The 13,641-nt window shown below is 58.2% G+C and carries 8 protein-coding genes; 5 read left to right on the top strand and 3 right to left on the bottom strand.

Annotated features, from left to right (window positions below):
- The first annotated feature begins 10 nt into the window (after nucleotides 1–10).
- Nucleotides 11–4,489 (top strand): dermonecrotic toxin domain-containing protein, encoded by a 4,479-nt coding sequence (locus QMK58_RS00465; RefSeq protein ID WP_320395745.1) that lies wholly within the window; start codon nucleotides 11–13, stop codon nucleotides 4,487–4,489.
- Nucleotides 4,490–4,509: 20 nt separating this feature from the next.
- Here QMK58_RS00465 and QMK58_RS00470 read toward each other — a convergent pair whose 3' ends face one another.
- The gene (locus tag QMK58_RS00470; protein ID WP_053163973.1) at nucleotides 4,510–6,060 is read right to left on the bottom strand and encodes a PLP-dependent aminotransferase family protein; all 1,551 of its coding nucleotides are present in this window, start codon (nucleotides 6,058–6,060) and stop codon (nucleotides 4,510–4,512) included.
- Nucleotides 6,061–6,150: 90 nt separating this feature from the next.
- Between QMK58_RS00470 and QMK58_RS00475 the strand changes: the two genes are divergently transcribed.
- From QMK58_RS00475 to QMK58_RS00490, 4 genes are all read left to right on the top strand, one after another.
- A complete protein-coding gene (locus QMK58_RS00475; protein WP_053163975.1) occupies nucleotides 6,151–6,780 on the top strand; it encodes an FMN-binding negative transcriptional regulator in 630 nt (209 codons plus the stop codon).
- 2 nt (nucleotides 6,781–6,782) lie between these two features.
- Nucleotides 6,783–7,229, top strand: a complete 447-nt coding sequence (locus tag QMK58_RS00480) for a GNAT family N-acetyltransferase (RefSeq protein ID WP_320395746.1) — start codon at nucleotides 6,783–6,785, stop codon at nucleotides 7,227–7,229.
- 17 nt (nucleotides 7,230–7,246) lie between these two features.
- Complete coding sequence (locus QMK58_RS00485) at nucleotides 7,247–7,918, top strand: GNAT family N-acetyltransferase (protein WP_053163979.1); 672 nt, start codon at nucleotides 7,247–7,249, stop codon at nucleotides 7,916–7,918.
- A gap of 211 nt (nucleotides 7,919–8,129) precedes the next feature.
- Nucleotides 8,130–10,286 (top strand): autotransporter domain-containing protein, encoded by a 2,157-nt coding sequence (locus QMK58_RS00490; RefSeq protein ID WP_320395747.1) that lies wholly within the window; start codon nucleotides 8,130–8,132, stop codon nucleotides 10,284–10,286.
- 84 nt (nucleotides 10,287–10,370) lie between these two features.
- Here QMK58_RS00490 and oadA read toward each other — a convergent pair whose 3' ends face one another.
- Together oadA and QMK58_RS00500 are read right to left on the bottom strand one after the other, a co-directional pair.
- Nucleotides 10,371–12,179: a sodium-extruding oxaloacetate decarboxylase subunit alpha gene (gene oadA / locus QMK58_RS00495; RefSeq protein ID WP_053163983.1), complete on the bottom strand. Its 1,809-nt coding sequence runs from the start codon at nucleotides 12,177–12,179 to the stop codon at nucleotides 10,371–10,373.
- 11 nt (nucleotides 12,180–12,190) lie between these two features.
- Nucleotides 12,191–13,606 (bottom strand): acetyl-CoA carboxylase biotin carboxylase subunit, encoded by a 1,416-nt coding sequence (locus QMK58_RS00500; RefSeq protein WP_008045577.1) that lies wholly within the window; start codon nucleotides 13,604–13,606, stop codon nucleotides 12,191–12,193.
- Between the last annotated feature and the right edge of the window lie 35 nt (nucleotides 13,607–13,641).

Consider the following 13,641-nt stretch of genomic DNA (forward strand, 5'->3'; position numbering starts at 1 on the left):
GGAAATGACAATGAAAGAGACGGTCAACACGCCACTGCCGAAGAAAAGCACGGCGCTCCACGAAACCAGCCAAGTCCTTACGGTCAACGACGTGGCGGCGCAAATGCTGCATCAGGCCCTGAAAGAACGCTTTCCAACCCGCGACCTCGACCCCGACCAGACACTCATAGGCACCCCGCAGTGGCAGTACATGGAAGGTGAATTGAGTGCCGGGCCGATTCTGTACGAAACGCTGACCCAGGCACTGGTGCGGCAGTTCTTTACTTCATCCACCGCCAACTATCTCGAAGGCGAGCACTTCCTGACCCGCCTGCCACTGATTTCGCCCGTCGTGCACCTGAGCATCAGCATCGAAGAGATCGGCGCATTGCTCAACGACTACGCTCCGCTGTTGTTCGTTCTGTTCGGCGAGCGCCAGCTGGCGTTCTGGAACGGCAAAGGGCGCAGTGCACCTCGCTGGCATGAACTGTCCGACGCGCTGCGCAAGATGCTCAACGTGCAGGACGTCGAGGGCTGGGACAGCGATCAATGCCACGTGGCCCGCGCCGTGTCCCTGGATCCCGATAAACAGGAGAGAAAGCACAATGATCGGACCGCAGCAGATATCCGGGCCTGCCTGATCGACATCGATACTGTAGACACCGAGGGCACCCGGCATCTGATGATTGCCGGCGCGGCCGTCATCACAGGCCGATACAAAGATCGCGACCTGGTGATGATGTACACCGTGGAAGGCGGTTATGAATCGTTCGATTCTCTGGAGAAACTCGGCGCTTCGCTGCCGGTACGGATAGAAGACGAACTGGCGGGGCGCGACATGCAATGGCGCTTGTTCGAGCCTGATGGCGATTTTTTCGACCATATGGCCTGGGCGCTGATCAGTACGCAAATTGACACCTTCAGCGCGAGCACCGGGGGAAATCCATCGAAAAAAAACCTGCACGCAAGCACACCTGAAGCGTCCGGGCACAGCCAACTCGACAAGGCGATACCTGACTGGTTATCCCAAGCCTCGGCTGCCGATCTGGATGTCTACAGCCAATCCATAAAAGCCCTGGGTAAACTGCTCAGGCTGTCCGACAGCGCGCTCTACCAGATCCCGCCCATCGCTGACTTTGCGCTGCAAAAAATGTGTGAAGCAATCCTGGCCGACAAAAAGGACAGGTCAACCGAGCTCCGCCTCGACAAGCTCGAAATCACCATCACCAACAGCTTCGAAGCAAGCGGTTTGACACTCCCGAACCTGCTCGACAGGCACACCGAGACCCTCGGCGAATTTGCGCTCGAAAATGAGGCGCCCTACCTCGCCTCGCTGCGTTTCCAGGACGCACACCCGGTTCCCGACTGGTTAACTATCGAATACCTGACGGCCAAGGCAGCTCAAGTCAATATCGGTGAGGCATACCCGACGCTGATCAAGAGCAAGCTGATTGAGGACAAAGCACAAGCGTCGCTGCAAGAAAGCGCCTTCATCCAGCAACTGCGCGCAACACTTGCACTCATGGCGCTTGAGCACAAACTTCGTCAACTTGGCGGCGTCAATGAACAAGGCTATCGCACCCTTCGCGAGTGGCTGGAACCCACACCAGACAATCAGAAGCCGGTGGTCATTCGTCCCCTCACCCTCACGCATGGCGGCAGTGACACCGGTGATACGGTTACCAATATGTTCATCATCGCTGCACGCGATCCTGGCGCCGCACCGTGCCTGCTTTACCGTCCGCTATTCGAAAAACCTTTGCTGCAATTCCCTTCAGAGCAAAACCTGATTTATGCCCTGCATCAGCCGGGAGAGCTTCGCGATTCAGTTTTGGCCTGGCTATCCGACACCGCCTTGAGTTTCAAATACGCCCAGTACGCATTTCCCGTCGGCCTGCCTTCACCCTGGTTGGCGACCCAAGAGCTCGCCGAACCCTGGACATCGATCACGTGGGCTGGCCCGGTAGGGCTTTCTCCACGGGAACTGACTGGCGACGTGTTTTCCTTCCTGTTCAAAAGCAATGCCCAGGCAATGGCCGAACTCGCTGATCGACAATCACAATCCAACGCCCAACGACGTTGGGCGCTGCTGCGCGACAGCGGCTGGGCGGTGTTCAACGTCACGTCGAATTTCTTCAGCGGTGCAGCGGGTGTTGCCGTTTGGGTCTGGCAGGCGTTCGCCGATATTCAGCAAGCGCTGGACGCACACGAGCGGGGCGACAAGCCCGCCCAATGGTCGGCGATGGGTGACCTGCTGTTGATGGTGGGAATGGTGCTGGCTCATCGAGCGATCTCAAGACGTAAAACAGAGGTCAGGCCGGCATCAAAGCACGGCGATTGGGTCGAGACCGTGCCCGTGCTTAAGCCAGCCGCCCTGCCTGATGTGAAGCTTATCGATACGCCCCTCGCTGGCGAACTGCCAATCGACCACTACTCCTCGCTTGAAGTTGGCGGATCGGTCCCACGTCGTTCACCCACTGCATTGGGCATTTACCTGGACAGCATCAAAACCACTCCTCCGGATCTGGAAAGCAAACAATGGGTCGTTCTCAAGCGCGGCAACGCTCCCCTCTATCAAATGGGTGAGAACATGTGCGCACAAGTCGGCGAGCGCTGGTTCAAGGTCGTTGAAGATGACGACGGGGATGTGAAAATTTCCTACCCGGACAACCCGGAACGCACTGGCCCCCTGTTGATTAATGATTTCGGGGGAAACTGGTATCTGGACTTGCGCCTGCGGCTGCGCGGCGGTGCTGGCGGGGAGAGCCTCAAAAGCAAGTTGAAAGCCAGACGCCAGGAAAAGGAAAAACAAAAAAAGGAACTGGAAGCCGCGATACATGCGTTCAAAGAGCTGGAGGTGAACAAACGCACCGCATTCGACGCCGCCCAAGAGGAATTGACCAGCGTTCCTGAAAAAGTCGACGAGGAAAAAGACGGTTCATTCGTCACGTTGCTTGAACAACAGATCACCGATTACGAACAGGTTCTCAAGCAACTGCAACAATGGCGCGACGCAGGAGGGAGCAGCAGCGGTTATGTCTATGACTTGGTGCGCCTGACGGCTGAACTGCACAAATACATTTGCATGTGGCTTGTGGCCAAGCGAAAGACTTATGCAGATATCACTCACGTCCTGACGCAGGAACCCGAAGTCAACGCAACGCCGCAAACCTACGTCGACAGTGCCACCAAGGCGATTGAGTTGAGCAACAAGATGGTCCTTCGACTTCAGCTCTCACACACGTCACTGGATCGACTCCTCGATGTTGGCGAATTCGGCCTTTCTGAGGTATCAAAGCTCAGGAAATTGCTTCCGGGATTTACCGAGTGGGACTTGAAGGCTAACGAAATTGCGATTTCGTTCGAACTTTGTCTGAAGCAATCGGCTGAGGTCGATCTGGAGCCGGCGCGCGATGCCATCGCGAAGGTCATTGTGGATGCGACAACCGCGAGCCGCACCGTGGCAAAGCTGCAGAAATCAACTCAAGTCGATACAACCACCGACAATCGCGTTGATAGCTTGAGTGCTCAGATCGACACCCTTGCCGATGCTGATCAACGCTTGCAGGATCTACCCGGCGACTTCCCCGAACACCTTCAATCGTCCGGGTTGGAGCAGGTGCGCAACTTGATCCTCGAGTTCAAGACATTAGCCCAGACTCAATTGGACAGGCTGCTACCCAGCACCCTGACACTCCCCGAACCTGCTACCCCGAAGCCCGCCGTTGCAGGCCCCTCAAGGCAGGCCGGAAAAATCAGTAAAAGCCGGTCTCGAGCATCCATCAAGCCAAAGGAGCCAAACGCCGAAGATCAAGCGTTTGAGGAGATCATGCCCATCAAGGCTCGTCCCACGCCATTGTCGGAGCGTGACGACAGAGACATTGTCAGCGAAGCGTTGGACCTGGACGCGAACGCTGGTGCTTTCATCAAAAAAACCCATAAAGACGCGCAAAAACCTCATCGAATTCCTGCGGACATGCAGGACCTCTTCGATATACAAGCCAACCGGATGGAGCAAATGGCCAGGGAGGTCGAACACATCCTCGCCAAGCCCGCAAACAAACTCGGTGTCGCAAACCTTCCTGCCATGCTCAGGGGCAATGCCAACCGGCTACGTGAGGAGGGCATCAAGACCCGCGCCATGATGCTCAAGGCGCGCAAACCCAGACAGGCGTATCTGCAATGGATGTTGAGTAACGAACAGGTGCGGATCGTCAAGAATGAGCAAGGCCGGATCAGGACCAAACAACGCAAGGATTACTTCCAGGAGTACCGGATTCTCGACCTCACCAACAAGGATCAGCCGCTGTGGCTGGCGCACTTTCACTACGCCACACCTGAAGCTGCGCAAGAAAAATTCACCGCCGCACACCTGAAAATCGCCGATCAGCATTTGGCGACGTTAAGTGCTGAACGCCAGAAGGAACTGACCGATCTGGCCCCCATTGATTACGTATTGCGCGCAATCACAGATCCCGCCGTGTTTTTTAATCTGCAACCCAAAGCCTGACGCCGGATGGCCGACACCTATTAGTCGCGCCAGGCTTTATTGAGCTGTTCAAGGGCTGTCGCTATCGCTGCTTCAGGCACAGCGGCAAACCCCAGGACCAGGCCTGCACGCTGATCTTGCGGGGTTGGTGAGTCGGGCAGCCAATAGCTGCTCAGGCGATTGATTTCCACGCCGACACTGGAGGCCTTTTCAACCAGTTCACGTTCGCGCTCCAGACTCTTTACCGGCACGGTCATGTGCAGACCCGCCGCCACACCGGGCAGGCTGCCCACACCGGGAATATCCACAGGCCAACCGCTCATCAACGCGTTGCGTCGACTCAAGGCGGCGCGGCGCATACGTCGGATATGCCGCTGGAAGTGCCCGGTAGCCATGAATTCGGCCATCACGACCTGCGTACTGACTTCAGAATGGCGCACATCCACCGCGCGGCGTTGCGCGAAGGCATCCACCAACCCCGGCGGCAACACCAGATACCCCAGGCGCAAGGCCGGGAAGGCCACCTTGCCGAAGGTGCCGACGTACAACACCCGCCCATTACGATCGAGTGCCGCCAGCGGTGCCAAAGGTGCGCCGCTGTAACGGTATTCGCCGTCGTAGTCGTCCTCGACGATCCAGCCTTGGGTGCGCTCGGCCCAGGCCAGCAACTCCAGGCGACGCGCCAGGCTCATGACCACCCCGGTCGGGTACTGGTGCGAGGGCGTGACATAGGCCAAACGACAATCGCCAAGCGCGGCCAACTCAGTACAGTCGATGCCTTCGCTGTCCACCGTTACGCCGTGCAATCGAGCCCCCGCCACCGCGAACGCATGCCCGGCCGCTCGATACCCCGGATTTTCTATGGCGACCCCATCTCCCGGCTCCACCAGCAGCTGTGCACAAAGGCTAATTCCCTGCTGTGCGCCACTGGTGATCACAATTTGTTCAGCCGTGCATTGCATGCCACGGGAACTGCGCAAATACGCGGCGATCATTCCACGCAATCGCGCATCACCCGCCGGGTCGCCGTAACACAGCTGCTGCAAATCCGGCTTACGCCAGAAAGCCGCATTCAGCTTGGCCCAGACCTCGAAAGGAAACAGATCAAACGCCGGAACACCGACCCGAAACGCCCGAGGCGGACCACTCGGCGGCGTGGGCAAATGGTGTTTTTCTACACGCCCCAGTGCACTGCTGTGGATAACTTTACTGGATGGATCAACAGGCAAATCACCCCGATTTGTGGATAAGGCTGTGGGTAACCCTGTTGAAAAGCCTGTGGATACTTTTGTGGATAGTTTTTTTGGCGCCAACGCACTCTGAGGCAGTTGTGCGACATAAGTCCCGTCTCCGACCCGACCCTCAATAAATCCTTCGGCATAGAGCTGATCGTAGGCACGCACTACGCTGTTACGGGAAATCGCCAACGCCACCGCCAGATCGCGGCTCGCCGGCAAGCGTGTGCCACTGGCCAGACGTCCGTCCAGCACCCGCATCCGCAACGCTTGATAGAGCTGACGGCTCAACCCCTGACGGCGATCAAGCTCAATACCCGCAGGGTTGAATGACAAGGACAGTGGCTCGTTGGTCATTTCAATGGACCTATGAAATTGCACATAAATGGCTCTTACAACAGACCAATAGCCTGCCTAGGATGCAAGCATTCGCCAAGGGAAATTTCCATGTACACGCCAAAAGCCTTCGCCATCGACGACCTGCAGGAAATGCAGCAACAGATACTCGACACCCGCCTCGCGCTGCTGGTCACCCACGGTGAGCAAGGCCTGCAGGCTAGCCATCTACCGCTACTGCTTGATGCCGAGCAAGGGCCAAACGGAACGCTGTACGGTCATTTCGCCAAAGCCAATCCGCAATGGAAGGAGCTGCAAAGCGGCGCTGAAGCATTGGTCATTTTTGCCGGCGCCGACGCCTACGTCAGCCCCGGGTTTTACCCAGGCAAAGCTGAAAACGGCAAAGTCGTGCCGACCTGGAATTATGTCGCCGTCCACGCTTACGGCAGTGCTGAAGTGTTCACCGACGCCGAGCGCCTGCTCAAGCTGGTCAGCGCTCTGACAGACCGCCATGAAGCGGGCCGCGCCCAACCCTGGAAAGTCGCTGACGCACCCGTCGACTACATCGAAGGAATGCTCAGAGCCATCGTCGGCTTTGCCCTGCCCGTCCAACGCCTGGAAGGCAAGCGCAAGCTCAGCCAGAACCGCAATGCCGCCGACATCGCAGGCGTGCGCGAAGGGCTGAGCGCCAGCCGCGACGTGCATGACCAGACCCTCGCCCATTTAATGCCCAAGGAATGAACATGAGTCAGATCGAAATCCGTCAGGTCAGCGCCGACGACCAGGCTGCCTGGCTGCCGCTGTGGCAAGCCTACCTGCGCTTCTATAAAACCGAATTGCCGCAGACCGTCACCCAAAACACCTGGCAGCGCATGCTCGATCCGAACGAACCCACCCACGCCGCCCTCGCCTGGGCCGATGGCAAAGCGGTGGGCATAGTGCATTTCATCTACCATCGTTCGAACTGGGCCATCGAAAACTCCTGTTACCTGCAAGACTTGCTGGTAGCTCCAGAAACCCGCGGCACCGGTGTCGGCCGCCAGCTGATCGAATTCGTCTATACCACAGCCAGGGCCGACGGCTGTAACAAGGTCCATTGGTTGACCCACGAAAGCAACGCGACCGCGATCCAACTCTACGAGCGCATCGCCGAACGCCCCGGTTTTATTCAGTTTCGCAAAGCCATTTAAGGTTCAAGGAGAGCAATATGTCGACCTCACTCGCCGACTGGAAAGGCGTCCCGGCACCCACGGTTCAACTGATCGAGGGACGTTTCATCCGCCTCGAAAGACTCGACCCGGCGCGCCACAGCGAGGGTTTGTTCAAGGCCCTGCAAGGCCCGGGCGCTGACCCCAAGCTGTGGGATTATTTACCCTACGGCCCTTTCCCGGAGCGCAGCGTGTTCAACGATTGGTTGAACAACCATGCAGCCCAAAGCGATCCGTATTTCTTTGCCGTGATTGACCGTGCGAGCGGCGACGTACAAGGGATCCTCAGCCTGATGTCGATCGTCCCGGCTCAGGGCCGCATCGAAATTGGCCACGTCACCTTCGGCGCGCCGATGCAGCGCTCGCCGAAAAGCACTGAAGCGGTTTACCTGCTGGCAAAGGAATCCTTCGCACTGGGCTATCGTCGTCTGGAGTGGAAATGCAACAACGGCAACGCCCGTTCCAAATACGCAGCCGAACGTTTGGGTTTCAGTTTTGAAGGGGTGTTTCGTCAGCACATGGTAGTCAAGGGACAGAACCGCGATACCGCGTGGTATTCGATTCTGGATTCGGAATGGCCTGCGATTGGCGCTGGGTTCGAAATGTGGTTGAGCGATGAAAATCAGACAGCGACTGGACAGGTGAAAGGGTTGGTTGAGTGTCGGGGGTAATGCACTCCCGAACTTGGTCATAGACAGCGACCTCCTGGTTTGCCGTAGGAAAAAGCGCAAACTCAAAGGGAAAACGACTACCAGCTTTGAGCCGTCATCCTTTTTTTACATGACTATCTGACCCGCCCCGCAAAAGCACCGGAAGTAGCTGACATCCGTAGCTTTAGCCCATCTTTAAAGTTTGGCCTCCTGTCAAAAGAGGCCAAACTTGATGCCCGCTCAACACCCCTACAAAGCCAAACAGATTGCCTTGGCGATTGCCCTGGCCCTTGGTCATGCAGAGTTCTCGAACGCCCAACCACCTTCCCTTACGGAGGCCTTTCCCACTCTGGAAGCACCGGTGCTGTCCGAGCCCCAGCCGGATGCAGAGCCCTTCGCACGACTTGCCGCTTTTCTCAACGCTGACACCACCTTTGCCCGCTTGATCCACGAGCCAGAGGACAGCTTTACGGGTACCGCTGACAACGAGCTCGTTGGCCTGATAGAAGGAGGTAGTGTGAAGGGCCTGATTGATGGTGGTGGTGGCAATAACCTCATCCAGCTTCGTTCCCCTGCGGGAGGTGTGCTGGGAGAAACTCGTAACTTCAACGGTTTATATGTAACCGAAGGCGCCTGGACGCTGACAGGTAAGGGAGATTTCAAAGAAGGCATCCTGGTGGAAGGAGGAGATCTGACCAATGAGGGAGCAATCGAAGGTGGCGCCGTTACGACCGCAAACCTCTTAAACAAAGGCAGCATAAAGGGCGATGTCCATGTCACGAAGACCGGCACCTTTGCGGGTGCAGGCAGTGTTGGCGAGCTGTATGTCGCTGGTCGCCTGAACGTCGATCGTTTGCATGGCGCGCCAAGGATTGAACGCGAACTGATCCTGGGAGAAACCGCCGTGCTTGCCTACGAGGTAACTCCCGACGGCCATGGCGAAACGATCAAAGTCGCAGGCACTGCCAATCTTGGCGATTCAACCCTGAAGATCGTCGCGGTGCCGGGGGAGTACTCGCAAAACAGGCAGTACACCGTGATTGAAGCCAACGAGATAGTCGGTCGATTCGGCACCATCGAAAACAGTCTTGCCTTCATGACACCAGAGGTGAAATACGAGAAAAAAACGGTCGAGCTGACTTACGCACGCAATGATGTTTCTATCGAGAGCGTCGCACTCACAGATAACGGGCGTGAGCTCGGCCGCAGCATTGAAGAGCCCACGGATCTATCTACGTCTGCGCCGCAAACTGCGGATGCCGCTTCGACGCCCACCACTGTCGACCCCGTCTCGGCACCTTCGACCTCACCCGCCACGACAAGTCGTGCCGTCCCCAGGGCTACCGTTGCGACGAGCGCCGCAGTCGTGGCCCTGCTCGATGCCGATAAAAAAACTGCGTCTTCCGCCATCGAACAACTCGCCGGAGGCAGCATCCCAAACCTCGCAAAACTGACGTTGAACAGCGATGCGCCAGTCAGCGCGACAATGCTCGCGGCCATGCGCCAACTCGATGGTGCCGCCAGTTTTGGCAGTCGAAAAAAAGCACCACGACTGGCCGCTGGCAGCGAAACCGGTGGTCGAGTCTGGTTCCAGGCATTGGGCCATGGCGGGAAACTGGATCGCGACGTCGATAACTTGAAACACTCCACCCGCGGCCTGGTCATGGGTACGGATTGGGCGGTGGACGAGGAGTGGCGCATTGGCCTGATCGGTGGCAAATCCCAAACACGCATGGACAGTCGCGAGCTCGACGGTGATCTCGATAGCTGGCATGTGGGCGCCTATGCATTGCGCCAAAGTGGCCCGATGTCTCTGCGCCTCGGCGCGACCCACAGCAACCACGACGGCAGCACAAAACGCCGGGTAGCCTTCAAGGGCTTCAGTGACCGCCTCGAAGGCCAATACGATTCCAGTACTCAGCAGGCGTTTGCAGAAGTGGGCTACAACCTCGGCCGGGAGAATGTCAGCATCGAGCCCTTCGCAGGTCTTGGTTACCAACGCTATCACCGCGATGCCTACACGGAAAAAGGCGGCTCAGCTGCGTTGAAGGTCGATGCTCAGGAACAGAACAATCTCAACAGCACGTTCGGTTTGCGGCTGGCGAAGATCAACAGCCTGGATAACGGCATGCAACTGACGCCACGTTTCAGTGCCAGCTGGAAACACACGTTTGGAGAGATCGCCACGCAAAACCGCCAACGTCTGATCACCGCTGGCCGCAAATTTACCGTTTCCGGCGCACCGCTGGATCGAGACAGTCTGATGGTGGAAGCAGGTCTGGAGCTGGGACTTTCGGCGCGACATACGCTAGGCGTTGGGGTAACCGGCGAGATGGCTTCCGACAGCCGAAACCATGGCGCAACGGCTCAGTGGCGGATGACTTTTTAAACGTCTTGGCCACAAATCCCGGGCGAAAAAAAAGGGGAGCACATGCCCCCCCGAGGTTTAAAGCGTTATATCGAGGCTGTTAACTCAGCCTTCGATCTCGATCAGGATCTCGCCCGGATTCACCCGGTCGCCCTTGGCCACATGAATGGCGGTAACTTTACCGGCGATGGCGGCCTGGACTTCAGTTTCCATCTTCATCGCTTCAGTGATCAGCACGGCCTGGCCAGCCTTGACGGTATCGCCTTCCTTGACCAGCACATCAACGATGTTGCCCGGCATGGTGGTGCTGACGTGGCCCGGCGTAGTTGCTTGCTTGCGCTTGCTGCCACCACCACCGACGAATTCGTTGAGCGGCTCGAACACCACTTCTTCCGGCATGCCGTCGATGGACAGGTAGAAGTGACGCTTGCCTTCGGCCTTGACGCCCACACCGGTGATGTCGACGCGGTAGGTTTCGCCGTGAACGTCGATGACGAACTCGGTCGGTACACCTTCGCCGCCCGCCGAAGCCACCTTGCCTGCTTCCGGAATCGGCAGCAGCACTTCAGGTGTCAAGGTTCCAGCAGCGCGCTCTTCGAGGAACTTGCGACCGATGTCCGGGAACATGGCGAAGGTCAACACGTCTTCTTCGGACTTGGCCAGAGCGCCGATGTCGGCACGCAGCTTGGCCATTTCTGGCTTGAGCAGGTCTGCCGGACGAACGTCGATCACTTCTTCGCTGCCGATGGCTTGGCGACGCAGTTGTTCGTTCACGGTGCCCGGCGCTTTACCGTAGCCGCCTTGCAGGTAGAGCTTCACTTCGTTGGTGATGGTCTTGTAGCGCTCGCCGGCCAATACGTTGAAGAACGCCTGGGTGCCAACGATCTGCGAAGTCGGGGTCACCAGCGGCGGGAAACCGAGGTCTTCCCGAACGCGAGGGATTTCCGCGAGCACTTCGCTCATGCGATTCAGAGCGCCCTGCTCTTTCAACTGGTTGGCCAGGTTGGAAATCATCCCGCCCGGAACCTGGTTGACCTGAACGCGGGTATCAACCGCGGTGAATTCGCTTTCGAACTGGTGGTACTTCTTGCGCACGGCGTAGAAGTACAGGCCGATCTCCTGCAGCAGCTCCAGGTTCAGGCCGGTGTCGAACTCGCTGCCTTTGAGTGCGGCGACCATCGACTCGGTGCCCGGGTGGCTGGTGCCCCAGGCGAAGCTGGAGATCGCGGTATCGATGTGATCGGCACCGTTTTCGATCGCTTTCATCTGGCACATTGCGGCCAGGCCAGCGGTGTCGTGGGAGTGGATGAATACGGGCAGCGATTGCTCGCTTTTAAGAGCCTTGACCAACTCGCCGGTGGCGTACGGGGTCAGCAGGCCGGCCATGTCCTTGATCGCCACCGAGTCGCAACCCATGGCTTCCATTTGCTTGGCCTGGTTTACGAAGGCCTCGATGGTGTGCACCGGACTGGTGGTGTAGGCGATGGTGCCCTGGGCGTGTTTGCCGGAGGCTTTCACGGCTTCGATGGCAACACGCAGGTTACGCACGTCGTTCATGGCGTCGAAGATACGGAACACGTCGATGCCATTGACTGCGGCCTTGGCGACGAAAGCCTTGACCACGTCGTCGCTGTAGTGGCGGTAGCCCAGCAGGTTCTGGCCGCGCAGCAGCATTTGCAGGCGGGTGTTAGGCAGCGCCGCGCGCAGCTGGCGCAGACGCTCCCACGGGTCTTCTTTCAGAAAACGTACGCAGGCGTCGAAGGTCGCGCCGCCCCAGCATTCCAGCGACCAGTAGCCGACTTTGTCGAGCTTGTCGCAGATCGGCAGCATGTCTTCGGTGCGCATGCGGGTCGCGAGCAGCGATTGGTGGGCGTCGCGCAGGATCGTGTCGGTAACGTGGATTTGCTTGCTCATTGTTCTATTCCTCACAGGCCTGCGTGGGCGGCGATGGCGGCGGCGATGGCCAGGGCCAGCTCTTCGGGTTTGCGCTTGATCGAGTAGTTGGTCAGTTCAGGGTGGCTTTCAACGAAGCTGGTGTTGAACTGGCCGCTACGGAATTCCGGGTTACGCAGGATTTCCTGGTAGTAAGCGGCGGTGGTCTTGACCCCTTGCAGACGCATGTCGTCGAGGGCGCGCAGGCCACGGTCCATCGCCTCTTCCCAGGTCAGCGCCCAAACGACCAGTTTCAAGCACATGGAGTCGTAGTACGGCGGAATGGTGTAGCCGGTGTAGATCGCCGTGTCGGTGCGCACGCCAGGACCGCCGGGGGCGTAATAGCGCGTGATCTTGCCGAAGCTCGGCAGGAAGTTGTTCTTCGGATCTTCGGCGTTGATCCGGAATTGCAGGGCGAAACCACGGTGGTGGATATCTTCCTGTTTCACCGAAAGCGGCAGGCCGGAGGCAATGCGAATCTGCTCACGGACAATGTCGATGCCGGTGATTTCTTCGGTGATGGTGTGTTCCACCTGCACCCGAGTGTTCATCTCCATGAAGTACACCTCGCCCTCGGCGAGCAGGAACTCCACGGTGCCGGCGTTCTCGTAACCCACGGCCTTGGCTGCACGCACCGACAGGTCACCGATGTACGCGCGCTGTTCCGGGGTCAGTTGCGGGCTCGGGGCGATTTCGATCAGCTTCTGGTTGCGGCGCTGGATCGAACAGTCACGCTCGAACAGGTGAACCACGTTGCCAAAGCTGTCGCCGAGGATCTGCGCTTCGATGTGCTTCGGATTGACGATGCACTTTTCCAGGAACACTTCCGCCGAACCGAAGGCCTTGGTGGCTTCGGAAATGACACGCGGGAATGCTTGTTCGAGTTCTTCACGGCTGTTGCAGCGACGAATGCCGCGACCGCCACCACCGGAAGTGGCCTTGAGCATCACCGGGTAACCGATGCGATCGCCTTCGGTCAGGGCTTCTTCGATGCCCGACACGTTGCCTTCAGTACCTGGCGTGACTGGCACGCCGGCCTTGATCATGCTGCGGCGAGCTTCAGTCTTGTCACCCATGCGGCGAATGACTTCAGCCGATGGACCGATGAATTTGATCCCGCGTTCGGCGCAAATTTCCGCCAGTTCGGCATTTTCCGACAGGAATCCGTAACCTGGGTGCAGTGCGTCGCATCCGGTTTCCACAGCCAGGTTCACCAGCTTGCGCGGGTTCAGGTAACCGGCCAGTGGCTCGGCACCAATGCTGTGGGCCTCGTCTGCACGCTTGACGTGCAAAGCATGACGGTCGGCGTCGGAATAGATCGCGACCGAGCGAATGCCCATTTCGGCACAGGCACGTACGATTCGTACGGCAATCTCACCACGGTTGGCGATCAGGATCTTTGTTATCACTTGGAGTTTCCCTTGAGCCGGTGGTACCCACGACC

The sequence above is a fragment of the Pseudomonas sp. P8_241 genome (assembly GCF_034008315.1).
In the GTDB taxonomy this organism is placed as follows: domain Bacteria; phylum Pseudomonadota; class Gammaproteobacteria; order Pseudomonadales; family Pseudomonadaceae; genus Aquipseudomonas.

Excerpts from the sequence above, each read along its gene's own strand:
- QMK58_RS00465 (WP_320395745.1), top strand. The coding sequence starts at position 11 with ATGAAAGAGACGGTCAACACGCCACTGCCGAAGAAAAGCACGGCGCTC.
- QMK58_RS00470 (WP_053163973.1), bottom strand. The coding sequence starts at position 6,060 with ATGACCAACGAGCCACTGTCCTTGTCATTCAACCCTGCGGGTATTGAG.
- QMK58_RS00475 (WP_053163975.1), top strand. The coding sequence starts at position 6,151 with ATGTACACGCCAAAAGCCTTCGCCATCGACGACCTGCAGGAAATGCAG.
- QMK58_RS00480 (WP_320395746.1), top strand. The coding sequence starts at position 6,783 with ATGAGTCAGATCGAAATCCGTCAGGTCAGCGCCGACGACCAGGCTGCC.
- QMK58_RS00485 (WP_053163979.1), top strand. The coding sequence starts at position 7,247 with ATGTCGACCTCACTCGCCGACTGGAAAGGCGTCCCGGCACCCACGGTT.
- QMK58_RS00490 (WP_320395747.1), top strand. The coding sequence starts at position 8,130 with ATGCCCGCTCAACACCCCTACAAAGCCAAACAGATTGCCTTGGCGATT.
- oadA (WP_053163983.1), bottom strand. The coding sequence starts at position 12,179 with ATGAGCAAGCAAATCCACGTTACCGACACGATCCTGCGCGACGCCCAC.